Annotated in this window: 23 protein-coding genes and 1 pseudogene; 11 read left to right on the top strand and 13 right to left on the bottom strand. The window is 70.6% G+C overall.

Translation table 11 applies throughout. The features are described from left to right. Positions 1–123 precede the first annotated feature (123 nt). From KAK06_RS08220 to KAK06_RS08200, 5 genes are all read right to left on the bottom strand, one after another. Positions 124–489 carry a hypothetical protein gene (locus tag KAK06_RS08220; protein ID WP_210801455.1) on the bottom strand — a complete coding sequence of 122 codons (366 nt, stop codon included), beginning with the start codon at positions 487–489 and terminating at the stop codon, positions 124–126. A gap of 95 nt (positions 490–584) precedes the next feature. After that, positions 585–899 (bottom strand): hypothetical protein, encoded by a 315-nt coding sequence (locus KAK06_RS08215; protein WP_210801454.1) that lies wholly within the window; start codon positions 897–899, stop codon positions 585–587. 21 nt (positions 900–920) lie between these two features. Continuing rightward, positions 921–1,733, bottom strand: coding sequence for a hypothetical protein (locus tag KAK06_RS08210; RefSeq protein ID WP_210801453.1), 813 nt, complete (start codon positions 1,731–1,733; stop codon positions 921–923). A gap of 268 nt (positions 1,734–2,001) precedes the next feature. Further along, complete coding sequence (locus KAK06_RS08205; protein WP_210801452.1) at positions 2,002–2,961, bottom strand: extracellular catalytic domain type 1 short-chain-length polyhydroxyalkanoate depolymerase; 960 nt, start codon at positions 2,959–2,961, stop codon at positions 2,002–2,004. A 24-nt stretch (positions 2,962–2,985) separates the two neighbouring features. After that, the gene (locus KAK06_RS08200; RefSeq protein ID WP_210801451.1) at positions 2,986–3,984 is read right to left on the bottom strand and encodes a hypothetical protein; all 999 of its coding nucleotides are present in this window, start codon (positions 3,982–3,984) and stop codon (positions 2,986–2,988) included. Positions 3,985–4,150: 166 nt separating this feature from the next. On the opposite strand from KAK06_RS08200, the gene pobA reads away from it, so the two are divergent. Next, complete coding sequence (gene pobA, locus KAK06_RS08195; protein ID WP_210801450.1) at positions 4,151–5,344, top strand: 4-hydroxybenzoate 3-monooxygenase; 1,194 nt, start codon at positions 4,151–4,153, stop codon at positions 5,342–5,344. Here the strand turns inward: pobA and KAK06_RS24650 are convergent, their stop codons facing one another. Together KAK06_RS24650 and KAK06_RS24645 are read right to left on the bottom strand one after the other, a co-directional pair. Further along, entirely contained in the window at positions 5,345–5,533 is a 189-nt protein-coding gene (locus KAK06_RS24650) for a helix-turn-helix domain-containing protein (protein WP_375140881.1), read from the bottom strand. A 153-nt stretch (positions 5,534–5,686) separates the two neighbouring features. Continuing rightward, positions 5,687–6,052, bottom strand: a pseudogene (locus tag KAK06_RS24645) (Crp/Fnr family transcriptional regulator); the annotation flags it as partial. Positions 6,053–6,133: 81 nt separating this feature from the next. Between KAK06_RS24645 and KAK06_RS08185 the strand changes: the two are divergent. Genes KAK06_RS08185 through KAK06_RS08175 form a run of 3 tightly spaced genes read left to right on the top strand, consistent with a single transcriptional unit; the run spans position 6,134 to position 8,145 of the window. Further along, on the top strand, positions 6,134–6,661 hold the full coding sequence (locus KAK06_RS08185) for an Mpo1 family 2-hydroxy fatty acid dioxygenase (RefSeq protein WP_210801448.1): 528 nt from the start codon (positions 6,134–6,136) through the stop codon (positions 6,659–6,661). Continuing rightward, positions 6,658–7,110 (top strand): DUF1569 domain-containing protein, encoded by a 453-nt coding sequence (locus tag KAK06_RS08180; RefSeq protein WP_210801447.1) that lies wholly within the window; start codon positions 6,658–6,660, stop codon positions 7,108–7,110. The genes KAK06_RS08185 and KAK06_RS08180 overlap by 4 nt, the downstream gene beginning before the upstream one ends. Positions 7,111–7,137: 27 nt before the next feature. Next, positions 7,138–8,145 carry an LLM class flavin-dependent oxidoreductase gene (locus tag KAK06_RS08175; RefSeq protein ID WP_210801446.1) on the top strand — a complete coding sequence of 336 codons (1,008 nt, stop codon included), beginning with the start codon at positions 7,138–7,140 and terminating at the stop codon, positions 8,143–8,145. On the opposite strand, the gene KAK06_RS08170 is transcribed toward KAK06_RS08175, so the two are convergent. The 3 genes from KAK06_RS08170 to radC are packed head-to-tail and all read right to left on the bottom strand — an operon-like array spanning position 8,121 to position 11,856. Beyond that, positions 8,121–10,208, bottom strand: coding sequence for an EAL domain-containing protein (locus KAK06_RS08170; protein WP_210801445.1), 2,088 nt, complete (start codon positions 10,206–10,208; stop codon positions 8,121–8,123). The genes KAK06_RS08175 and KAK06_RS08170 overlap by 25 nt on opposite strands. A gap of 11 nt (positions 10,209–10,219) precedes the next feature. Beyond that, complete coding sequence (locus KAK06_RS08165) at positions 10,220–11,143, bottom strand: class I SAM-dependent methyltransferase (protein ID WP_210801444.1); 924 nt, start codon at positions 11,141–11,143, stop codon at positions 10,220–10,222. Positions 11,144–11,181: 38 nt separating this feature from the next. Next, positions 11,182–11,856 carry a RadC family protein gene (gene radC, locus KAK06_RS08160; RefSeq protein ID WP_210801443.1) on the bottom strand — a complete coding sequence of 225 codons (675 nt, stop codon included), beginning with the start codon at positions 11,854–11,856 and terminating at the stop codon, positions 11,182–11,184. 78 nt (positions 11,857–11,934) lie between these two features. On the opposite strand from radC, the gene KAK06_RS08155 reads away from it, so the two are divergent. From KAK06_RS08155 to KAK06_RS08135, 5 genes are all read left to right on the top strand, one after another. Further along, positions 11,935–12,378 carry an FKBP-type peptidyl-prolyl cis-trans isomerase gene (locus KAK06_RS08155; RefSeq protein WP_210801442.1) on the top strand — a complete coding sequence of 148 codons (444 nt, stop codon included), beginning with the start codon at positions 11,935–11,937 and terminating at the stop codon, positions 12,376–12,378. Then, positions 12,378–13,352, top strand: a complete 975-nt coding sequence (ispH, locus tag KAK06_RS08150; RefSeq protein WP_210801441.1) for a 4-hydroxy-3-methylbut-2-enyl diphosphate reductase — start codon at positions 12,378–12,380, stop codon at positions 13,350–13,352. Before KAK06_RS08155 ends, ispH begins: the two co-directional genes overlap by 1 nt. Positions 13,353–13,413: 61 nt before the next feature. Continuing rightward, on the top strand, positions 13,414–14,733 hold the full coding sequence (gene serS / locus KAK06_RS08145) for a serine--tRNA ligase (protein WP_210801440.1): 1,320 nt from the start codon (positions 13,414–13,416) through the stop codon (positions 14,731–14,733). Then, complete coding sequence (locus KAK06_RS08140) at positions 14,733–15,341, top strand: UPF0149 family protein (protein WP_210801439.1); 609 nt, start codon at positions 14,733–14,735, stop codon at positions 15,339–15,341. Before serS ends, KAK06_RS08140 begins: the two co-directional genes overlap by 1 nt. A gap of 263 nt (positions 15,342–15,604) precedes the next feature. Then, the gene (locus tag KAK06_RS08135; protein ID WP_210801438.1) at positions 15,605–16,066 is read left to right on the top strand and encodes a BLUF domain-containing protein; all 462 of its coding nucleotides are present in this window, start codon (positions 15,605–15,607) and stop codon (positions 16,064–16,066) included. On the opposite strand, the gene KAK06_RS08130 is transcribed toward KAK06_RS08135, so the two are convergent. Genes KAK06_RS08130 through KAK06_RS08120 form a run of 3 tightly spaced genes read right to left on the bottom strand, consistent with a single transcriptional unit; the run spans position 16,018 to position 18,280 of the window. After that, a complete protein-coding gene (locus tag KAK06_RS08130; RefSeq protein ID WP_210801437.1) occupies positions 16,018–16,851 on the bottom strand; it encodes an ABC transporter substrate-binding protein in 834 nt (277 codons plus the stop codon). The two genes, KAK06_RS08135 and KAK06_RS08130, sit on opposite strands and share 49 nt — an antisense overlap. After that, the gene (locus KAK06_RS08125) at positions 16,842–17,564 is read right to left on the bottom strand and encodes an ATP-binding cassette domain-containing protein (RefSeq protein WP_210801436.1); all 723 of its coding nucleotides are present in this window, start codon (positions 17,562–17,564) and stop codon (positions 16,842–16,844) included. The genes KAK06_RS08130 and KAK06_RS08125 overlap by 10 nt, the downstream gene beginning before the upstream one ends. Continuing rightward, entirely contained in the window at positions 17,561–18,280 is a 720-nt protein-coding gene (locus KAK06_RS08120; protein ID WP_210801435.1) for an ABC transporter permease, read from the bottom strand. The genes KAK06_RS08125 and KAK06_RS08120 overlap by 4 nt, the downstream gene beginning before the upstream one ends. Before the next feature lie 121 nt (positions 18,281–18,401). Between KAK06_RS08120 and moeA the strand changes: the two genes are divergently transcribed. Continuing rightward, positions 18,402–19,673 carry a molybdopterin molybdotransferase MoeA gene (gene moeA / locus KAK06_RS08115; protein ID WP_210801434.1) on the top strand — a complete coding sequence of 424 codons (1,272 nt, stop codon included), beginning with the start codon at positions 18,402–18,404 and terminating at the stop codon, positions 19,671–19,673. 216 nt (positions 19,674–19,889) lie between these two features. After that, positions 19,890–21,626: a PQQ-dependent methanol/ethanol family dehydrogenase gene (locus KAK06_RS08110; protein WP_210801433.1), complete on the top strand. Its 1,737-nt coding sequence runs from the start codon at positions 19,890–19,892 to the stop codon at positions 21,624–21,626. Positions 21,627–21,774: the final 148 nt, after the last annotated feature.

The following is a 21,774-nucleotide window of genomic DNA, read 5'->3' as shown; positions in this document are numbered from 1 at the left end:
TGCCGGCCAGGTGGGCGAGTCAAGGCCAGGACCGGGTGCCGTGTTCGGGATCCCCTTGACAGGGCAGCGGTGTCTGCGGCAGGCCCGCGGTGGTCTGCCTGCGTGATCGCCGGGTTGAACCGGTCAGCGGGCCGGCCCCAGCAACAGATCGTCGAAGCGTTGCAGGTGCTCGCGCAGCGCCTGGGTGAATCGCGGGTCGCCACGCGGCACGACCCAACTGGTGTTGGCGAAGGCAGGCGCGCTGGCAGGCGGCGGTGCGTCCAGGTGCAGCTGGGGCTCGGCATTGAGCTCGGCGATACGCCCGCGCAGCGGCTTCAGCTCATCAGGGCGGGCCCACAGCAGGGTCAGGCGTCCATCGGCGTCCAGGCGGACCGTGGCGACCTTGATCGAGCGCTGGCCGACCCTGCGCAACAGGTCGTGGCGCGTGCCGGCACGCTCGGTGGCCGTGGCCGGTACGGCGGCGCCGGCCAGCGGGGTGACCGCAGCCACGAGGCCGCCGACCAGGCAGCCCACCAGATGTCGACGCCTGGCAGGGCTGGCGGGCTGTGCCGGGGTGCTCACGGTGGGGGGCGATGCGGCGTCTGTCATGCGTCCTGCAGCTCGATGTCGTGGTAGCGCCGCAGGTGCTCGCGCAGCGCGGCCAGGAAGCCGGGCGTGCCACGAGCCACCGGCCGGGTGTAGACGCCAAAGCGCGGCGCGCCCGGCGGCGGCGCCGCCTCCTGGTGCAGCGCCTGCTCGGCGTTGAGTTCGTCGACCACGGTCTGCAGCCGGTCGTCTTCGGCCAGTGCGGTGTCCAGGATGCTCAGCTGGCCCTGCTCGTCCACCGCCACCGTGCCCAGCGTCAGCGCCGGCGCGTCCTCGTCGTGCATCACGACCTTGAATCGTTGCAGGGTGCTCATCGTTTCACCGCTTCCTGGGCCTCACAGGCCCTTGATGATCTGTTTGGCGGTCTGGGGACCGGTGGTCCAGGCGTGGTCCTCGAGCGGCTGCTTCTTGTAGGCCGCATAGTCTTCCTGTCCGGTGATGTAGCCGCCGGGGTGGATTTCATTGACCGCAAACATCTGCGCCTGCTCGAAGTTGGGGTCGCCGGGTTTGAGTGCTCCGGCCTTGAGCTGGCGCACCAGATGGGCCTGCCAGTGATGGGCATTCTCGAGGATGGCCAGGTCCACGGCGCGCTCGAAGTTCTGCACCGAGCTGGCAGGATCCATGTTGATGTGCAGCTTGCCGTCGGCGGGCGAGAAGTAGCCGTTGGTGACCAGCCCGTCGGCGGGCGGGATGTGCTCGATCACCAGCTCCGGTGGCGGGATGCCCAGGCATTTGCTCTGCGCGGCCACCACCTTGCGCAGGGCCTTGATCTTGTCCTCCTCCGAGACCGTCTTCCAGTTCTTGCGGGCTGCCTTGAGCTCGGTGTCACTCTTGAGCTGGCCTGCGATCTCCTTGCCCTGGTCGGCCTGGTCCTGGGCTTCCTTGATGCGCTGTGGCAAGGCGGCCTGCAGGTCCTCGAGCGCCTGGACGGCGGCGTCCATCGGGTCCAGAAAGGCCGCAGCGTCGGTGAAGCGTCCCTGGTCGAACAGCGCCTTGCAATGCTTGTACTCGCCCATGAAACGCTTGGCTGCCGCCACCATGTCGGCGGTGCGGTAGGGGTCCGGGATGGCGTTGAAGCGCTTGACGATGGCCGACAAGCGACGGGTGACCTCGGCCTGGGCCGGGGAGGGAGCGGCGGGCGCGGGCACCGAAGCGGGCCGTGTCAATCGGCGCGCCGCTGTCGTCATCGAGGCTGAACTCGGGCAGCCTGGGCAGCTCGGGCAGGGCCCCGGGGTGGTCGATGGGCGATGGGCGCCGCACGCCCAGCACCTCTTGCAGCCACTGCCATTGGGTCTCGTTCACCTGTGCTTCCCTGTCGTGCCGCTGCATGACGCGGTCTGCGGGCATGGTAGCGCCGGGCTGCCACCGGCAGGGTCGGTCGGTCCCCCCAATGCTGGGTGCCGGTGTTGCCGTGGTTCAGAAGGGTGCCGGCGCGTGCGACGGGCCCGACACCGCTTCGAAGAAACGCCAGATCGCTTCGTTGGCATCCAGGGCCGTGGACGCCGCCGGCTTGCCGCGCCGCACCTGTTCGGCCCCGGGCCAGGCATGGCCGCCGGTGTCGGTGACGCACAGGCGCACCCGGCTGCCGGCGGCGCAGTCGCTGTGTTCCTCACAGACGGCGCCGGGCCGATCCAGGATGCGCCGCGGCGGGCCGCTGCAGCGGTTGCGCTGGGTCCAGCGGGCGATGGTGTCGGGCACCGAGACGAAGTCCATCACCGCGTCGCGGTCGCGAAAGGCGTTGGGGCCGGCGCCGCCGTTGAACAGCACATGCGTGTCGTCGCGCGCATGGATGTGCAGCACCGACACCGGCCGCGACGGCGTGCATTGCCGCGTGGCGTCGGTGCCGGCCACCGCGGCCACGGCGCGGAACAGGTCGGCGCCGTCGCAGGCCAGGCGGTGCGCCAGCATGCCGCCGTTGGACATGCCGGTGGCAAAGATGCGCGCCGGGTCGACGGCGATGCGCTCGCGCACCGAGGCCACCACCGCGCGAATGAAGCCGACATCGTCGCTGCCGCGGTCGCGTGCGGCGCCGCAGCAGCCACCGGCGTTCCAGGTGGCGAAGCGGCCGCCCGGCAGGCGGCTGAAACCGTTCGGGTAGGCCACCACGAAGCCGCTGCGGTCGGCCTGGCGGCTCAGGCCGTAGCGCTCATCGTCGGCCATGAAGGCGGCATGGCCGCCGCCGCCGTGCAGCGCCAGCACCAACGGCGCCGCCTGGCCCGCAGGCAGCCCGGGCGGCACATGGACGATCACGCTGCGCGACTGGCCTGCCCAGTCCAGCCGCCATTCGTGGGTGCCAGCCCCCATCGGCGCGCCGCGCGCGGCGGTGGCCGACCCGAGGAACAGCAGCAACAGCAGCGGGCGCAGGATCGTCGGCATGCACCGATTGTGCGCCGCCTTGCCTCAGGGCTTGGCGTCGGCCGCGGCCTTGGCCAGTTCGGCATTGAAGGCGCGCACACCGTTCATCACGCCCTGGGTGTAGGCCTCGCGGTCGATGGCCAGTTTGTACAGACCGCTGCTGGCACTGATGCTGCCTGTGCCGGTGAGGGCGCCCAGCAGCCCGCTGACCACGTTGGCGGCCTGCGGGGTGGTGTCGGCCACCTTGGTCACGGTGCCAGCCTTGTCGGTCACGTTGATCACCTGCTGCTTGGTGGCCACGCCCGGGATGCCGCGCATCATGCGCGACTTGGGCTGGCCCATCCAGTGCGCATTGGCCACCCACAGGTTCATGCCCTCGGCGACGTTGGCCTCGGCCGAGATGGTCTTGTAGCCGGCACTGGTGCCGGTCCAGGCCTGCGGCGCGTGGATGGTGTAGGTGGGGATGATCAGCGTGGCATCGGTGAAACGGTTCTTGCCGCCCTGCTGGAACTCGGCAAACCAGCCGCCGCCCAGGCCCTTCTTGAAGAACTGCTCGTCGCTGGGCGTGGCGATCACATAGTTGTTGCCACCCTCGGAGAAGGTGGGCAGGCCCATCGGGCCGGTGCTGGTGTCGCGGGCCAGGCTGCGCACCATCTCGCGGTCCTTGATGTCGGCCCAGGTCAGCACGGTGTAGCCGGCGGCGCGCAGCCGCGCCACGGCGTCGTCGTAGGCGGCCTGGGCCAGTTGCTGGGCGAAGGCCTTGTCCAGGCCCTCGACCTGGTAGCTGGCCGCAGCCTTGGCGCTGTTATTGCCGCCGCTGAACAGCCCCGACTGCTTGGTGGCGGCCACCCGGCCATCCACCAACAGGCTCAGATAGACCGTCGGGATGACGACCGTCTTGTTGGTGTCCAGCAGGTCCTCGGGGTTGACCACGTTGACCTGGATCGGCAGCGAGGGCGGGGCCGGCGGTTCCGCCTGGGCGGCGGCCCACAGGGGCAGGGCGGCCAGCACGGCCAGGCAAGTCAGGCGACGGGTGCAGCGCATGGGTCATCTCCAGTGGTGGGTGAGATACCTGCAGACGCCCGATGCGGGCGACAAACGGCTCACTCATGCCCTGGGCGCATAGCAGCTAGACATTTGTGTGCTGGCAGCGGTGACGTCCGAGCCCAACAATGCGTCGCCCGCCCCCCGTCAACGCAGGAGACACCCCATGGCCATTCAACGCGTCCAGGTCGCGATCATCGGCGCCGGCCCTTCGGGCCTGCTGCTGGGCCAGTTGCTGCACAAGGCGGGTATCGAAGCCCTCATCCTGGAGCGCCAGACCGGCGACTATGTGCTGGGCCGCATCCGCGCCGGCATCCTGGAGCAGGTGACGATCGATCTGGTCGACGAGGCCGGCGTGGGCGCGCGCATGCACCGGGAGGGCCTGGTGCACGATGGCTTCGACATGCTGTTCGACGGCCAGCGCCACCGCGTGGACCTGGCCGGCCTGACCGGTGGTCAGCATGTGATGGTGTACGGCCAGACCGAGCTGACGCGTGACCTGATGGAGGCCCGCGCGGGTGCCGGTCTGCCCACCGTCTACGAGGCGCGCGATGTGGCGGTGCATGACTTTGACACCACCCACCCGCGCGTGACCTACACGAAGGACGGCGTGGCACACGAGATCCACTGCGACTTCATCGCCGGCTGCGACGGCTTCCACGGCGTGTGCCGCGCCAGCGTGCCGCGCAGCGCGATCACCGAGTACGAGAAGGTCTACCCCTTCGGCTGGCTGGGCCTGCTGTCCGACACACCGCCGGTGCACCATGAGCTGATCTACATCGCCACGCCGCGCGGCTTCAGCCTGTGCTCGCAGCGCAGCACCACCCGCAGCCGCTACTACCTGCAGGTGCCGCTGACCGACAAGATCGAGGAGTGGAGCGACGAGGCCTTCTGGCAGGAACTGCGCCTGCGCCTGGATGAGGAGGGCCGCGACAGGCTGGTCACCGGCCCGTCGATCGAGAAGAGCATCGCGCCGCTGCGCAGCTTTGTGACTGAGCCGCTGCGCTTTGGGCGGATGTTCCTGGCCGGTGACGCCGGCCACATCGTGCCGCCCACCGGTGCCAAGGGCCTGAACCTGGCGGCCACCGATGTGAAATACCTCAGCAGCGCGCTGATCGAGCACTACGCCGAACGCAGCGACGCTGGCATCGACCACTACTCGCAGCGCTGCCTGCGCCGCATCTGGCGCGCCGAGCGCTTCAGCTGGTGGTTCACGCAACTGATGCACCGCTTCCCTGATGAAGGCCCGATCGAGGCCAAGCTCAAGAGCGCGGAGTTGGACTACCTGATGAACTCGGCCAACGGCCTGAAGACCATCGCCGAGAACTATGTGGGGCTGCCGCTGGACTTCGGGGCCTGATCAGCGCCCCAGCGCGCGCAGCGCCTCGGGGTCCAGCAACTCGATCTGGCCGTAGCCGCGCCGCACCCAGCCGCGCGTCTCGAAGTCACGCAGCGTCTCGCTGACGGTCTGGCGGGTCAGCGCCAGCATGGCACCCAGCTGTTCCTGGTTCAGCGCCAGCCGGCGCTGCACCACGCCCGGCGCCAGCATGCCGTGGCCGTCGGCCAGGGCCAGCAGGCGCTGGGCAATGCGCTGAGGCGCCGGCAGCGCAGCGATCTGCTCCAGGCCGGCCAGCAGCGCGCGCGATTTCTCGGCCAGCAGCCGACCCAGGTGGCGCCACCACAGCGGGTCCTCGGTCAGCAGGGTGTGCAGCGCGGTCATCGGCACCCTCAGCAGCCGGCAGTCGCCGCGGGCGCTGACGTCATGGGTGCGCAGGCCGCCGTCGATCACCGCGATCTCGCCGAACCAGTGTGGCGCGCCCAGCACCTGCAGCAGCAGGTCGCGCCCGGCGGCGTCCACCGCACCGATGCGCACCGCGCCGTCGAGCACGGCGTACAGGCCGTCGCAAGCGTCGCCGCGCCGGAACAGCGCCTCGCCAGCGCTCAGCGTCACACAGCGGGCCTCGGCCAGCAGGGCGCGTTGCGCCGCCTCGCCCAGGTCGGCGAACCAGCGGCCGGTCTGCAGCGGGACCAGCCAGTCATCGATCGGGGATTGTCCTGAGGAGGGCATCGCGGAAATTGTCGGCTGCCCGATAGTTGCCAGGCCGGGCCAGGGCGAATACTGCGCCCCCAGCGTCCCTGAGGTGCCACCATGAAAACCCTGAACGAGCAATTGATCCAGTACGCCCGCTACCACCGCGACCCGCGCAACATCGCCACCCACTTCGTCGGCATCCCGATGATCACCTTCGCGATCGCGGTGCTGCTGTCACGGCCCGCCTGGGGCGTGCTGTCGCCTGCGCTGGCGCTGGCGGCGGCTTTTTCGGTCTATTACCTGCGACTGGACGGGCGCTACGGTGTGGCGATGACGGCGCTGCTGGCACTGGCCCTGTGGGGCGCCCAGGGCCTGGCCGCGGGCAGCACCGCCAGCTGGCTGGCCTGGGGCATCGGCCTGTTCGTCGTCGGCTGGGTCTTCCAGTTCGTCGGCCACTGGTGGGAGGGGCGCAAGCCGGCCTTTGTGGATGACCTGGTCGGTCTGGTGATCGGGCCGCTGTTCGTGGCGGCCGAGGCCGGTTTCCGGCTGGGCTGGCGCCGCGAGGTCGAGCAGGCGATCGACGCCGCCGCTGGCCCGGTGGCCCGCCGCGATGCCCAGGCCCTGGCGGCGCAGGCGCGCGGATGAGCCGTCTGCAGTGGCGTGATTTCGAGGCGGTGCTGGCCGGGCTGGAGGCGCTGCCGCGCGCCTCACTGCCGGCGGTGGTGGAGGGCCGCACGCTGGCCCAGGCGCTGCTGCATGGCGCGCAGGGCATCGAGTACTCCATGCGGGGCTTCCCGCAACCCAAGCCGCGCTGGTTCCAGCTGACTCTGGGCGCGCTGGCCTTCTCGGTGTTTCGCCGGCGCGGCTGGATGTCGCACGACCGCCGGGCGCCGGTGCCTGGCGAGCCGGCGCCGCCCGCCGATGCCGACGAAGCCCAGGCCCTGGCCCGGCTGCAGTCGGCCATCGCGGCCTTTCGCGCCTGGCCCGGGCCCTGGTCGCCCCACTTCGCCTACGGCGCGCTCGACCGCGCCGGTCATGAGCAGGCCCACGCGATGCACCTGGCCGACCACGTGCAGGCCTTCCTGGGCGATTGAACGCCGCGGCGGTGCGATGATCGGGCGATGAACCCGATCGTCCCCGTTCCCCTGTCGATGCTGGACCTGGTCGCGGTGCGCGAAGGCCGCAGCGTGGCCGACGCGCTGGCCGTGGCCCGCCGCACCGCGCAGCATGCCGAGCAGCTCGGTTTTGCCCGCTACTGGCTGGCCGAGCACCACAACATGGCCGGCATTGCCAGCTCGGCCACCGCGGTGCTGGTGGGCCACATCGCTGGGGCCACGCAGCGCATCCGGGTGGGCTCGGGCGGCGTGATGCTGCCCAACCACGCGCCGCTGGTGGTGGCCGAGGCCTTCGGCACGCTGGCCGAGCTCTACCCCGGCCGCATCGACCTGGGCCTGGGCCGCGCGCCCGGCACCGACCGCGAGACCATGCGCGCGCTGCGCCGTGACCGGGTCGAGTCGGAAGACGATTTCCCACGCGATGTGGCCGCGCTGCAGCGCCTGTTGGGCGAACCCGACCCGGGCCAGCGCGTGGTGGCCATGCCCGGTGCCGGCACCCGCGTGCCGATCTGGCTGCTGGGCTCCAGCCTGTTCTCGGCGCAGTTGGCGGCCGAGCGCGGCCTGCCCTATGCCTTCGCCTCGCATTTCGCCCCGCGCCTGCTGCTGCAGGCGCTGGACCTGTATAGGCGCCTGTTCCGCCCCAGTGCCGAGCTGGCGAACCCCAGGGTGATCATCGGCGTGCCGCTGGTGGCCGCACCCACCGACGAGGAGGCGCAGTTCCTGGCCAGCAGCGTGTACCAGCGGGTGCTGGGCATCCTGCACAACGACCGCCAGCGCCTGCAGCCGCCGCAGGCGGGCTTTGTGGAGTCACTGGCGCCGGGCGAGCGCGCGGGCATCGCCGACTTCCTGGGCTGCGCGGTGGTGGGCGGGCCCGACACCGTACGCCAGGGCTTTGCCGCGCTGCTGGAGGCCACGCAGGCCGACGAGCTGATGCTGGTGTGCGATGTCTACCAGCCCGAACTGCGCTGGCGCGCGCTGGACATCGCGGCTCAGGCGATGGCGGCGCTGGGCTGACGCCCGCCCGCGGCCTGCAGCAGCGCGGCGCAGTCCTCGGCCGGCAGCGGCCGGCTGTGCAGGTAGCCCTGGAACAGGCCGCAGCCCAGGTCGGCCAGGCACTGGCGCTGCTCGGTGGTTTCAACGAACTCGGCCAGCACCCGCACGCCCAGCGCGCGCCCAAGCTGCGCGATGCTGCGCACGATGTCGGCGTCGCTGCGGCTGCTGACGATGTCGCGGGTGATCGAGCCGTCGATCTTGATCGTGTGCACCGGGATGCGGCGCAGCTGCAGCAGCGACGAGTAGCCCATGCCGAAGTCGTCCATCGACAGGCGTACGCCGGTCTGCGCCAGCGCCTGCAGCGTCTCGTCGACCTCGCGCAGCGCCGGCACCGCGTGGGTTTCGGTCAGCTCCAGCTCCAGCTCCTCGGCGCGCAGGCCGTGGCGCTGCAATGCGGCAGCGATGCGCTGGGCCAACTGGCGGTCGCGCAACTGGGTGGGCGAGAGGTTCACCGCCATCACCACCGGCGTCAGGCCCTGGCGGTTCCAGCGGGCCTTGCAGGCCAGCGCGGTGTCCAGTGCCCAATCGCCCAGAGCGTCGATCAGCCCGCCCTGCTCGGCCAGCGCGACCACCGCGGCGGGGGCGATCGGCCCATGGCGCGGGTGATGCCAGCGCAGCAGGGCCTCGACGCCGACGCAATGGCCGACGGTATCGACCTGGGGCTGGTAATGCTGCACCAGCGCGCCGCGCGTCAGGGCCTGGCGCAGGTCGGCCAGCAGTTCGCGTGCGCTGCCGCCCACCTTGTCCTGGCGGCGCAGCGGCGGCACGGTGCCTTCGGTCGTGTCCAGCAGCGCGGCCACCGTGGCGTCCAGGGTCTGCCGGTCCAGGGCTTCGCGGCGGCGTTCCCAGCGGCCCACCAGGGGCCAGTACAGCGCGGTCGACAGCGCCAGCAGCAGCGCCTGGAAGGCTGCGCCCCGCCAGGAGCCGGTGAGCAGCCAGCCGGAAATCAAGGGCGGCGTGGTCCAGGGCACCGAACGGGCATCGCTGATCGCCAGCGCCAGCCAGCCGTGGTCAAAGGCGACCAGGGTCAGCACCGCCATCAGCACCGGCACGCCGATGAAGGCGGGCAGGAAGTGGCGGTTCAGGGCCAGGGGCAGGCCGAAGATCAGGGTCTCGTTGATGTTGAAGCTGCCCGGCAGCAGGGACAGCCAGGCCAGTCGCCGGGTGGCCCCGGGGCGGCTGTTGAACAGCATCGCCAGCATCAGGCCAAAGGTGGCGCCGCTGCCGCCCATCAGGACGAAGCTGTCGAACACCGGCCGCCACATGCGCCCCGGCAGCGGCGGGCCGCCGGACGGTGCGAACAGCGTGGCGGTGTCCATGTCCAGCAGGTGCCCGCCGGGAATGCCGATGCTCCAGGAGAGTTGATTGAGCAGCACCGCGGTCAGCGTCAGCCACTGCTGGGGGTTGCTGCGCGCGTGGAGCCAGGCGAGTGCCGGGTTGACCCACTGGCCGTCCAGCCGCAGCAGTGGTGCCAGCAGCCAGGCGGCGCCCATCAGCACCAGGCTGCACAACACCGCCGCCGGCGTGATGCGCAGCGCATGAAAGAACTGGCCATCGCTGCCGAAGGGCAGCCCGCGCGGCCACAGCCAGCGCCAGTTGCCGCAGCGCTGCAGCAGCTCTGCCGTGGCCACCCCCACCAGCATGCCCTGCAACAGGCTGTCCAGCACTGGCGGCTGGCCTGGGTGGAGCATGCGGCCGCACATCAGGTAGTTCGCCATCGACAAGGTGCCTACGGCCAGCGCCGGCAGGTGCTCGTCCAGCGCGCGCGGCGGCGGCAGCAGACGCGTCAGCCGCACCGCCACCAGGGCCGACAGGGCCAGACCGAAGACGCCCAGGGTCGAGCGCTCAATCGCCTTCAGCGCATGCGCCCAGTCCGGCCCGAACCAGGACTGGGTCAGGTCCCGGTAGGGCGCCCAGGGAAAGTGGTAGAGCAGCACCGCGCCGATGCCCAGCGCCGTCAGCGGCAGCAGCATCACGAAGCTGTCGCGCACGGCGAGCAGCCACAGGCGTGCGCGGTCGATCATGGCCGCCGATGCTACGCCGCCGCGCGGCGCACCTGCAGCACCTTCAGCGCGCGCCGCGGATCAACGTCGGCAAAGGCCGCGGGGTTGGGCAGGCGCGCAACCACTTCCATCGTCGGCGCGGCTTCGGCCAGGGTCTGGCGCAGGACCTCCTCACCCAGTTTGGGCGAGTTCAGGCACAGCAGGGCCTCGCCGCCGGGCGACAGCAGCTCAGGCAGGCGGCGCAGCAGGCGGGCCCAGTCCTTCTCGGCCACAAAGCTGCCCTTCTGGTGGCTGGGCGGGTCCATCACCACCAGGTCGTACGGGCCGTGGCGGGTGATGCGGCCCCAGGAGTTGAAGATGTCGTGGGGCAGGAAGGCCGCACCGGCATCCAGGCCGTTGAGCAGGTGGTTGCGCTTGGCGATGGCCAGCGCGCCGCGCGCCATGTCGTAGTTGTCCACGCGGGCCGCGCCACCGCGCAGCGCCGCCACCGAGAAGGCGCCGGTGTAGGCGAACAGGTTCAGCACCCGCGCGCCGGGGTGGGCCGCTGCCCATTCGCGCACCCAGCGGTGGCCCTCGGCCATGTCCAGGAACAGGCCGTGGTTCTGGCCACGCAGCAGGTGTACCTGCAGGCGGGCGCCGTCCAGCAGCACCACATGGTTGTCCGGGACACCGCCGGCCATCAGCCGGTTGTCGGCACGCATCTCGTCGCGCTGCTGGAAGACCCAGTTCAGCGGCTGCCCCGGCGCCAGTTCACGCCAGCGCGCGGCCAGGGCCTCACCAATGGCGGCCAGGTCCGGGTCGCTGGCGGGCGCAAAGCTGGTGAGCAGCCAGACCGGGTCGTACCAGTCCAGGGTCCAGGCCTCGCAGCCGGGGAACAGGCCACCACGGCCATGAAACACCCGCGCCGCCTCGGTGGGCAGGGGCATCTGGCGCAAGGTGTTCAACAGGGCGTGCATGGCGGGCCGGGCAAAACGGCGACCATACCGCGCCGAGCTCAGATCAGCCCGCGCTCCGCAAAACTGATCACCTGCCCGGTGCCCACCACCAGGTGATCCAGCACACGCACGTCCACCAGGGCCAACGCGCTCTTGAGGGCCTGGGTGAGGTACTCGTCGGCGCGCGAGGGCTCGGCCAGGCCACTGGGGTGGTTGTGGGCCAGGATCACCGCACCGGCGTTCAGCGCCAGCGCCTCCTTGACCACCTCGCGCGGGTAGACGCTGGTCTGGGTCAGCGTGCCCTGGAACAGCTCGCGCCACTCGATCAGCCGGTGCTGGCCGTCCAGGAACAGCACGCCGAAGACCTCGCGCCGCTGGCCGCCCAGCTTCAGCGCGACGAAGTCCTTGACCTTGGCCGGGGCATCGAACACCGGTTCCGCGCGGATCTGCTGGGCCAGCGCGCGCCGCGCCATCTCCATCACCGCGGCCAGTTCGGCCCGCTTGGCCGGCCCCAGGCCCTTGACCTGGCCGAAATCGGCCGGCGTGCCGTGCAGCAGGCCGCCAAAGCCGCCGAAGCGGGCCAGCAGGCTGTCAGCCAGCGCCAGCACGCCCTGGCCGGGCAGGCCGGTGCGCAGCAGCAGGGCCAGCAATTCGGCGTCGGCCAGTGCGGCCGGCCCGCGCGCCAGCAGCTTCTCGCGCGGCCGTGACTCGGCCGGCAGATCCTTGATCGTCATGCCCTTCTCCCTGAGATTCAGGTGCCCTTGCGTGGGGCGACCCGTAAAATCAGCACCCAGACTACCAGTTTTCCCACCGTGAACACCATCCAGCAAGGGTCCTTCCTGACCCTGCATTACCGCCTCGCAGGCCCCGACGGCGCCGACGTGGTCACCACGTTCAACGACAAGCCGGCCACGCTGACGCTGGGCGCCGGCCAGCTGTCGCCGGCCTTCGAGGCGCGCCTGATCGGGCTGGAGGAGGGCGCGCGCCAGGCGTTCACGCTGGCGGCCGGCGAGGCCTTCGGGCCGCGCAAGCCCGAGATGGTGCAGCGCCTGAAGCGCCAGGTGCTCGACGAGATGGGCGATCCCGAGGCCGAGTACGTGGTGGGCGACGTGGTCGAGTTCCCCACCCCCGACAACACCGGCCGCTTCGCCGGTGTGGTGCGGGCCGTGGGCGAGGGCTGGGTTGAGTTTGATTTCAACCACCCGCTGGCTGGCCAGGCCGTGACCTTCGAGGTCCAGGTGATCGGGGTGCTGTGATGGGCGAGATCCTGCTGGCTGAACCGCGCGGCTTTTGTGCCGGGGTGGACCGGGCGATCGAGATCGTCGAGCGCGCGCTCACGCTCTACGGCGCACCGATCTACGTGCGCCACGAGATCGTCCATAACACCTATGTGGTCAACGACCTGAAGGCCAAGGGCGCGATCTTCATCGAGGAACTGGCCGAGGTGCCCCCGGGCGCCACGCTGATCTTCTCGGCGCATGGCGTCAGCAAGGCGGTGCAGGCCGAGGCCGAGGCCCGGGGCTTTCGCGTCTTCGACGCCACGTGCCCGCTGGTCACCAAGGTCCATGTCGAGGTGGCCAAGCTCTCGAAGGAGGGCTATGAGTTCATCATGGTCGGCCACAAGGGGCACCCCGAGGTGGAAGGCACGATGGGCCAGCTGCATGAGGGGATCTATCTGGTCGAGGACGAGGCCGATGTGGCCACCGTGCCGGTCAAGAACCCCGACAAGCTGGCGGTGGTCACGCAGACCACGCTGAGCGTCGACGACGCCGCGGCCATCCACGCGGCGGTGAAGGCGCGCTTTCCCCAGGTGCGCGAGCCCAAGAAGCAGGACATCTGCTACGCCACGCAGAACCGCCAGGACGCCATCAAGGTGCTCGCCCCGGCGGTGGATGTGGTGATCGTGGTGGGCAGCCCCACCAGCTCGAACAGCAACCGCCTGCGCGAGCTGGCCGAGCGCCTGGGCACGCCGGCCTACATGGTCGATGCGGCCGAGGACCTGCAGCCGGCCTGGCTGGCGGGCCGCCCGCGCGTGGGCCTGACGGCCGGCGCCAGCGCGCCCGACGTGCTGGTGCAGCAGGTCATTGCGCGCCTGAAGGCGCTGGGCGCCACCGGCGTGCGCAAGATGCCGGGCGTTGAGGAAACCATCCAGTTTCCGCTGCCCAAGGGCCTGGGCGACAAGTCGATGGCGGCCTTTGCCGCGGAGCGATCCGAGCGCTCCGGCCACTGACTGTGTCCGCTCGCCGGCGCGCTGCGCCGGCCCCGATCCGATTTCGCGAAGAGAGACTTCCATGCTCGACATCACCCAGCTGCGCCGCGACCTGAACGCGGTGGTGGCCAAGCTAGAAACCCGCAAGACCCCGCAGCCCTTCCTGGACGTGCCACGCTTTGGCGCCCTGGAAGCCGAGCGCAAGACGCTGCAGACCCGCACCGAGGAGCTGCAGGCCCAGCGCAACGCGCTGAGCAAGCAGATCGGCCAGCTCAAGGGCAAGGCGGCCAAGGGCGAAGACACGGCCGCCCAGGTCGAGGCGCTGATGGCCCAGGTGGCCGGCATCGCCGACGAGATGACGGCCGGCGCCACCCGCCTGGACGCGCTGCAGGCCGAGCTGCAAGGCCTGCTGCTGGGCGTGCCCAACCTGCCCGACGACAGCGTGCCGGTGGGCCCGGACGAGACCGCCAACCAGGAGGTGCGCCGCTGGGGCACGCCCGGCACCTATGCCTTCCCGGTCAAGGACCATGTGGACCTGGGCGCGCCGCTGGGCCTGGACTTCGAGGCCGGCGTCAAGCTGGCCGGCGCGCGCTTCTCGCTGATGCGCGGCCCGGTGGCGCGTCTGCACCGTGCGCTCGCCCAGTTCATGCTGGACACCCACACCCAGCGCCACGGCTACACCGAGTGCTACACGCCCTACATGGTCAACGCCGCGGCGATGCGCGGCACCGGCCAGCTGCCCAAGTTCGAGCAGGACCTGTTCCATGTCACCTCGGGCGACGGCGACGAGGCGGGCAACAAGTGGTACCTGATCCCCACCTCGGAGGTCACGCTGACCAACACCGTGGCCGACAGCATCCTCAGCGCGGATCAGCTGCCGATCAGGCTGACCGGCCACACGCCCTGCTTCCGCTCGGAAGCGGGCAGTGCCGGCCGCGACACCCGCGGCATGATCCGCCAGCACCAGTTCGACAAGGTCGAGATGGTGCAGATCACCGCGCCCGACCAGAGCTTCGATGCGCTGGACCAGATGGTCGGCCACGCCGAGGCCATCCTGCAGGGGCTGGAGCTGCCATACCGGGTGGTGCTGCTGTGCACTGGCGACATGGGTTTTGGTGCGGTCAAGACCTTTGACCTGGAGGTCTGGCTGCCGGCGCAGAACACCTACCGCGAGATCAGCTCGTGCAGCAACATGGGCGCCTTCCAGGCCCGCCGCATGCAGGCGCGCTTCAAGAACGCCCAGGGCAAGACCGAGCTGGTCCACACCCTCAACGGCTCGGGCCTGGCGGTGGGCCGGGCGCTGGTGGCGGTGCTGGAGAACCACCAGCAAGCCGACGGCCGCATCCGCATCCCGGTGGCGCTGCGGCCCTACCTGGGCGGACTGGAATGCCTGGAGGCCTGATGCAATACCCGCAATTCAACCGCGCCTCGCCCAACACGCCGCTGACCGAGGCCGAGCTGGAGCAGCTGGACCAGTGGCTGCTGCAGCTGGCCCAGTCCGGCCGTGACGGCGTGATGAGCCTGGACGGCCTGGACGGCTACCTCACCGCGCTGGCGGTGGGCCCGGCCAGCGTGCTCGATACCCTGCCCACCGCCGACTGGCTGCCCGCGGTCTGGGGTGGCGACGGTGAGGACGGTGCGCCCTTCGCCAGCAACCAGCAGCGCAAGCGCACCGTGGTGCTGGTGCTGCGTCACCTGCAGGCCATCCTCAGCACCTTGCGCGAGCACCCCACGCTGTGGGAGCCGGTGTTCAGCCTGGCCGAGCAGGGCGAGCACGAGTGGGCCGACGCGGGCGACTGGTGCACCGGCTTCCTGCAGGCCACTGACCTGGACCCGGCGGCCTGGGCGCCGCTGTTCGACGACCCGCAACTGGGCCCGCAACTGGTGCCGATCGCGCTGCTGGGCGGTGACGGCGAGGACGGCAACGAGGACCTGGATGACCCGGCCGTGCGCGAGTCCTTGAGCCGCGCTGCCGCCGAGGCAGCGCTGGCCCTGGCCGAGCGGGGCTGAGCCCTGGATCCGCTGGCCGCCTGTCCGAACTGCGGCCAGCCAACGCACCGGTGCGCCCCCGGGTAGCTTTTGCCGCTGCGCCTGCACCTGAGCGGCAGCGTCGTGTTCGCATGGCCTCTGCACGGTGCCCTGGTCCCTGCGGCGGGTGTTGGCCACGGTGGGCATGCCCGGGCTGGCGATGGGGCCGGTGCGCCGATCGGCGCTCAACATCCCCACAGCTTGGTCGATACCAGGGCTGAACGCAAGCGATGGAGAACCGACCCTTGACCTGGCTCGCCCTGGCCTACAGCAGCACAGCCACCCAGCCGATGAGCGCGGTGGAGATCGGCCAGTTGCTGCTCAAGGCGCGGATGTTCAATGCCAGCGTGGGCGTCAGCGGCGTGCTGCTGCACGACAGCCGGCAGTTCCTGCAGTACCTGGAGGGCCCGCCTGATGCGGTCGAGCGGGTCTGGCAGCGGGTGTCCGCGTCACCGCGCCATCAACAGCTCACCGTGTTGATGCGCGAGCCCACCGAGACTCGCCTGTTTGCCGACTGGCAGATGGGCTGCCTGGAGGCGCCCGCCTCGCTGCTGCAGCGTCTGGCCAATGAGCAGTGGCGCATCGCCATGGCCGTGGCCGAGCGCCGGCAACCGCTGTCACCGGCGCTGGCGCTGCTGCGCCAGTTTGCGCAGGGTGTTCAGCGCGAGGCGTTGGGGAAGAACAGCGGCTCGCCGTTGATCTTGTAGGCGCTGATGCTGGCCTGGCCAGCCGGCGACACCACCCAGTCGGCGAACTGCTGGGCCAGCGCGGTCTTCACGTGCGGGTGCTTGGCAGCGTTCACGACCATCACGCCGTACTGGTTGAACAGCTTCTTGTCGCCCTCGACCAGCACCGCCAGGTCCTGGCGGTTCTTGAAGTTCAGCCAGGTGCCGCGGTCGGTCAGCACATAGGCACCGGTGGAGGCCCCCATGTTCAGCGCCGGACCCATGCCGCAGCCGCATTCCTTGTAGCCGGCCGGCTTGGCCGCGGCCAGGTCGACGCCGGCGCCTTTCCACAGGCGCAGCTCGGCGGCGTGGGTGCCGCTCTTGTCGCCGCGCGAGATGAAGCCGGCGCCCGAGCTCGCCAGCTTGCCGAAGGCGGCGCCGATGTCGCTGCCCTTGACCTTGGCCGGATCGGCGGCCGGGCCGACCACGACGAAGTCGTTGTACATGACGTTGCGGCGCTGGGTGGAGAAGCCGTCGGCGACGAACTTCTCCTCGGCGGCGGTGTCGTGCACGAAGAGCACATCGGCATCGCCGCGGCGGCCCATGTCCAGCGCCTGCCCGGTGCCCACCGCCACCACGCGCACGTCAATCCCGCTGGCCTGCTTGAAGGCCGGCAGCAGGTGGCCGAACAGACCCGACTGCTCGGTGGAGGTGGTGCTGGCCATGACGATGAACTTGTCTTCGGCTTGGCTGGGCAGGCTGAGGGTGGCGACGGCGGCGGCCAGCGCCAGGCCCAGCTGGCGGCGGGTGAAGGGCATCAGGTCCATGGGAGTTCTCCTTTGAGGAACAGGCTCACCTCGGGAGCGAGGTCGGTTCGGTGGAAGAGGTCTTCGGTGGGCAGGTCGGCCAGCACGCGGCCGCGGTCCAGACAGATGACGCGGGTGCTCAGGCGCTTGACCTGGCCCAGGTTGTGGCTGGTCATCACCAAGGTCATGCCGTCGCGGGCGAACTCGTCGATCAGGGCTTCGACCTCGCGCTTGGCGCTGGGGTCCAGGCTGGCCGTGGGTTCGTCCAGAAACAGGATGTCGGGCTGCAGCGCCCAGGCGCGGGCCAGGGCCAGGCGCTGCTGCTGGCCGCCCGACAGCGCCCGCGCAGGGCGCCGGGCCATCTCCGCCAGGCCCACGCGCTCCAGCGCCCGCTGCGCGCGCTCGGCGCGCTGCGGGGCCGGCACCCCCCGCAGCCACAGCGCCAGCGTCAGGTTGCGCCAGGCCGACAGGCGCAGCAGGAAGGGGTGCTGGAACAGCATCGCCGCCACCAGCGGCCGGTGCAGCCTGCGCTGGCCCTGGTGGGCCTGCAGCCCGTGCAGCAGCCGCAGCAGCGTGGTCTTGCCCGAGCCGTTGGGGCCGACCAGCGCCAGGCGCTCGCCGCGTGACAGCGTCAGCCCCAACGGTTGCAGTGCGCAGACGCTGCCAAAGTGCACGCTGGCAGCGTCCAGGCTCAGCAGCGGCTCGGCCAGCGCGGTGGCCAGGTCAGGCCTCATGCCAGGGCCCTCGCGTCGGTGGCGTTCGCTTCGCCGCCGGGCAGCAGGCTGGCCAGGCCGTTGAGCAGCCCCACCACCGCCAGCAGCAGCACGCCCAGCGCCAGCGCCAGCGGCAGGTCGCCCTTGCTGGTTTCCAGGGCGATCGAGGTGGTCATCACCCGCGTCACGCCGTTGATGTTGCCGCCGACGATCATCACCGCACCCACCTCGGCAATCGCCCGGCCGAAGGCGGTGAGCAGGATGGTCAGCACCGCCAGGCGCTCGTGCATCAGCATCAGCGCGGCCGACAGCATCGGGCCGGCCCCCAGCGAGCGCAACTGGTCACCGCCCTCGGCCAGCGCGCCCAGCACCACGCGCCGGGTCAGCGCGGCGATCAGCGGCACCACCAGGATGCTTTGCGCGATCACCATGGCGGTGGGCGTGAACAGCAGGCCCCAGTCGCCCAGCGGCCCGGAGCGCGACAGCAGCAGGTAGACCAGCAGACCCACCACCACCGAGGGCAGGGCCAGCAGCGTGTTCAGCGCCCAGACCAGTGCGCTGTGGCCCGGAAAGCGGGCCACGGCCAGCCAGGCGCCCAGGGTCAGTCCCATCAGCGCGCCGACCACGCAGGCGCTGGCGCTGACGCGCAGCGACAGCAGCACGATGCGCCACAACTCGGGGTCGGCAGCCAGGATCAGTTGCAGGGCGCGCTGCAGGCTCTCGGAGATCGTGTTCATTTCGGCGGCGCGATTCTGGCGGGCCGCAGAGCGCAACGCGATATGCACCGACTTGCATATCATGCGAAGCGTCGCCCGCCGTCGACAATCGCCACCCGCCTTCCAGCTGCTCCCGCGACCCATGCCCGAACTCGGACCCTCCCCGCTGGCCGCCGGCCACGAACTGCCTGTCGATGTGGCCCGCGCCCGGGTGCTGGCCAGTCTGCGACCGATCACCGATCGCGAGACGCTGCCGCTGGGCCGGGCCCTGGGCCGGGTGTTGGCCGAGCCGGTGATCTCGCCGATCGATGTGCCGGCGCACGACAACTCGGCGATGGACGGCTATGCCTTCCGCGGGGCCGATCTGGCGTCTGACCGCGACACCGTGCTGCAGCCGCTGGCCGACACCGTCTTTGCCGGCGCCCCGACGTCACCGCAGGTGCCGCCCGGCCATGCCGTGCGCATCATGACCGGCGCCGTGATGCCCGTCGGCCTGGACACGGTGGTGCCGATCGAGCTGTGCCGTGTCGACGCTGCCGGCGTGCACATCGCTGCCGGCGTGCTGCGCCCTGGCGAGAACCGCCGCCCCCAGGGCGAGGACCTGGCACGCGGCAAGCCGGCCCTGGCGGCCGGCACGGTGCTGGGGCCGGCCGAGATGGGGCTGGTGGCCTCGCTGGGCCTGAGCGAGCTGGCGGTGCTGCGGCGGCTGAAGGTGGCGCTGTTTTCCACCGGCAACGAGCTGCGCACGCTGGGCCAGCCGCTGGATCCCGGCTGCATCTACGACAGCAACCGCTACAGCCTGATGGCCGCGCTGCAGCGCCTGGGGGTGGAGGTGCTGGACCTGGGGCTGGTGCCCGACGACCCGGCGGCACTGAACGCCACGCTGGACCGCGCGATCGCCGAGGCCGACGTGGTGCTGACCAGCGGCGGCGTCAGCATGGGCGACGCCGACTACACCCGCGACCTGCTGGCCGCGCGCGGCCAGGTCGATTTCTGGAAGGTGGCGATGCGCCCGGGCCGGCCCTTCGCCTTCGGCCCGCTGGACGGCCCCGGCGGCCGGCGCGCCTGGTTGTTCGCGCTGCCGGGCAACCCGGTGGCGGCGCTGGTCACCTACTACGTGTTTGCCCGCGAGGCGCTGCTGGTGCTCTCCGGCGCCACGCCGCGCCCGCTGCCGGGCCTGCGCGCGCGCAGCGTGGCCGCGATCCGCAAGCGCCCCGGCCGCAGCGAGTTCCAGCGCGGCATCGTCGAGCCCGCCGAGGGCGGCGGCTGGCAGGTGCGCCTGACTGGCGCCCAGGGCGCTGGCATCCTGCGCAGCATGGCCGAGGCCAACGCGCTGGTCTGCCTGCGCCATGACCAGGGCAGCGTGGCGGCCGGCGACGAGGTCGAGGTGTGGCTGTTCGACGGCCTGCGCTGAGCCGCGTCACACGCGCTAGCACGGGCGCTGACCGGTGTGCGAGGCTGGAGCAATTGCCCCGTGTTTTCCCGGGGACTTGAGCCTGCTGCGTCCGGTCCAACCCTGAGTTTTTGGCCCTGCAGCGACTGGCACGCCACTTGCCGGGAAGAACTCCCGGAACGCCCCGGAAGTGCCAGGGCGTGACAACGCGAAGCCCCCCGCTACAGGAGACAACCCATGCGCATGAAACTGCTTGCCCTGCTGATCACGCTCGGCACGGCCCAGATGGCCCACGCCGTCGTCACCGACCAGATGATCGAGAACGACGCCAAGTCGCCCGGCGACGTGCTGTCGTGGGGCATCGGTACCCAGGGCCAGCGCTTCTCGCCGCTGGCCAAGATCAACACCGGCAACATCGGCAAGCTGGTGCCGGCCTGGTCCTTCTCGTTCGGCGGCGAAAAGCAGCGCGGCCAGGAGTCGCAGCCGGTCATTCACAACGGCAAGATGTTCGTCACCGGCTCGTACTCGCGCATCTACGCGCTGGACGCCGCCACCGGCCAGAAGCTGTGGAAGTACGAGCACCGCCTGCCCGACGGCATCATGCCCTGCTGCGACGTGATCAACCGCGGCGCCGCGCTCTATGACAACCTGGTCATCTTCGCCACGCTGGACGCCCAGCTGGTGGCCCTGAACCAGGACACCGGTGACGTCGTCTGGAAGGAGAAGATCGACAACTACGCCGACGGCTACTCCGCCTCGGCCGCGCCGCTGATCGCTGGCGGCCTGCTGCTGACCGGCGTGTCCGGCGGCGAATTCGGTGTGGTGGGCCGCGTGGAAGCGCGCAACCCCAAGACCGGTGCGCTGGTCTGGGTGCGTCCCACGGTGGAAGGCCACATGGGCTACAAGTTCGACGCCAACGGCAACAAGACCGAGAACGGCGTTTCCGGCACCCAGGGCAAGAGCTGGCCGGGCGACCTGTGGAAGACCGGTGGCGCGGCCACCTGGCTGGGCGGCACCTACAACGCCAAGACCGGCCTGGCCTACTTCGGCACCGGCAACCCGGCCCCCTGGAACAGCCACCTGCGCAAGGGTGACAACCTCTTCAGCTGCTCGACCGTCGCGATCGACGTGAAGACCGGCCAGATCGTCTGGCACTACCAGAACACGCCCAACGACGGCTGGGACTTCGACGGCGTCAACGAGTTCGTCACCTACGACGACGGCAACCAGGTGCTGGGCGGCAAGGCCGACCGCAACGGTTTCTTCTACGTCAACGACGCCAAGACCGGCAAGCTGGTCAACGCCTTCCCCTTCGTCAAGAAGGTCACCTGGGCCACCGGCATCGACCTGAAGACCGGCCGGCCGAACTTCGTGCCTGAGAACCGCCCGGGCGATCCCACCGCCGGTGCCGATGGCAAGAAGGGCCAGAGCGTCTTCGCCGCCCCGTCCTTCCTGGGCGGCAAGAACCAGATGCCGATGGCCTACAGCCCGCAGACCGGCCTGTTCTACGTGCCGGCCAACGAGTGGGGCATGGAGATCTGGAACGAGCCGATCACCTACAAGAAGGGTGCGGCCTACCTGGGCGCCGGCTTCACGATCAAGACGCTGAACGACGGCCCGATCGGCGCGCTGCGCGCGATCGATCCGAAGACCGGCAAGATCGTCTGGGAATCGCCGAACAACGCCCCGCTGTGGGGGGGTGTGCTGACCACCGGCGGCAACCTGGTGTTCTGGGGCACGCCGGAAGGCTACCTGCAGGCCGCCGATGCCAAGACCGGCAAGATCGTCTGGAAGTTCCAGACCGGCTCCGGCGTCGTGGCTCCCCCGGTCACCTGGGAAGACAAGGGCGAGCAGTACGTCGCTGTGGTCTCGGGCTGGGGTGGTGCGGTGCCGCTGTGGGGTGGCGACGTGGCCAAGAAGGTCAACTACCTGGAGCAGGGTGGTTCGGTCTGGGTCTTCAAGATGTTGAAGTGATCCGACGAAGCGCCGTCTGACATGCCGAGGGGCCCCGACCAGGGGCCCCTTTTCTTGGGCGCCGCACTTGACCTGCCGCACAAAGGCCTGGCACGCGGAACGCCGGTCGTACTGCGGTGCGGGACAATTTCCTGGCACCCGGCCGGTT

It is taken from the genome of Ideonella aquatica (assembly GCF_018069755.1).
Classification (GTDB): domain Bacteria; phylum Pseudomonadota; class Gammaproteobacteria; order Burkholderiales; family Burkholderiaceae_C; genus Ideonella; species Ideonella aquatica.
This window is presented reverse-complemented; position numbering and strand designations above follow the sequence as displayed.

Bases quoted from the DNA above. Each gene is read 5' to 3' on its own strand.
- KAK06_RS08200 (WP_210801451.1), bottom strand. From the start codon at position 3,984: ATGCGCTGCACCCGTCGCCTGACTTGCCTGGCCGTGCTGGCCGCCCTG.
- ispH (WP_210801441.1), top strand. From the start codon at position 12,378: ATGGGCGAGATCCTGCTGGCTGAACCGCGCGGCTTTTGTGCCGGGGTG.
- KAK06_RS08205 (WP_210801452.1), bottom strand. From the start codon at position 2,961: ATGCCGACGATCCTGCGCCCGCTGCTGTTGCTGCTGTTCCTCGGGTCG.
- KAK06_RS08125 (WP_210801436.1), bottom strand. From the start codon at position 17,564: ATGAGGCCTGACCTGGCCACCGCGCTGGCCGAGCCGCTGCTGAGCCTG.
- pobA (WP_210801450.1), top strand. From the start codon at position 4,151: ATGGCCATTCAACGCGTCCAGGTCGCGATCATCGGCGCCGGCCCTTCG.
- KAK06_RS08180 (WP_210801447.1), top strand. From the start codon at position 6,658: ATGAGCCGTCTGCAGTGGCGTGATTTCGAGGCGGTGCTGGCCGGGCTG.
- moeA (WP_210801434.1), top strand. From the start codon at position 18,402: ATGCCCGAACTCGGACCCTCCCCGCTGGCCGCCGGCCACGAACTGCCT.
- KAK06_RS24650 (WP_375140881.1), bottom strand. From the start codon at position 5,533: ATGCTGGCGCCGGGCGTGGTGCAGCGCCGGCTGGCGCTGAACCAGGAA.
- KAK06_RS08185 (WP_210801448.1), top strand. From the start codon at position 6,134: ATGAAAACCCTGAACGAGCAATTGATCCAGTACGCCCGCTACCACCGC.
- KAK06_RS08130 (WP_210801437.1), bottom strand. From the start codon at position 16,851: ATGGACCTGATGCCCTTCACCCGCCGCCAGCTGGGCCTGGCGCTGGCC.
- KAK06_RS08170 (WP_210801445.1), bottom strand. From the start codon at position 10,208: ATGATCGACCGCGCACGCCTGTGGCTGCTCGCCGTGCGCGACAGCTTC.
- KAK06_RS08110 (WP_210801433.1), top strand. From the start codon at position 19,890: ATGCGCATGAAACTGCTTGCCCTGCTGATCACGCTCGGCACGGCCCAG.
- serS (WP_210801440.1), top strand. From the start codon at position 13,414: ATGCTCGACATCACCCAGCTGCGCCGCGACCTGAACGCGGTGGTGGCC.
- KAK06_RS08120 (WP_210801435.1), bottom strand. From the start codon at position 18,280: ATGAACACGATCTCCGAGAGCCTGCAGCGCGCCCTGCAACTGATCCTG.
- KAK06_RS08215 (WP_210801454.1), bottom strand. From the start codon at position 899: ATGAGCACCCTGCAACGATTCAAGGTCGTGATGCACGACGAGGACGCG.
- KAK06_RS08175 (WP_210801446.1), top strand. From the start codon at position 7,138: ATGAACCCGATCGTCCCCGTTCCCCTGTCGATGCTGGACCTGGTCGCG.
- KAK06_RS08165 (WP_210801444.1), bottom strand. From the start codon at position 11,143: ATGCACGCCCTGTTGAACACCTTGCGCCAGATGCCCCTGCCCACCGAG.
- KAK06_RS08140 (WP_210801439.1), top strand. From the start codon at position 14,733: ATGCAATACCCGCAATTCAACCGCGCCTCGCCCAACACGCCGCTGACC.
- radC (WP_210801443.1), bottom strand. From the start codon at position 11,856: ATGACGATCAAGGATCTGCCGGCCGAGTCACGGCCGCGCGAGAAGCTG.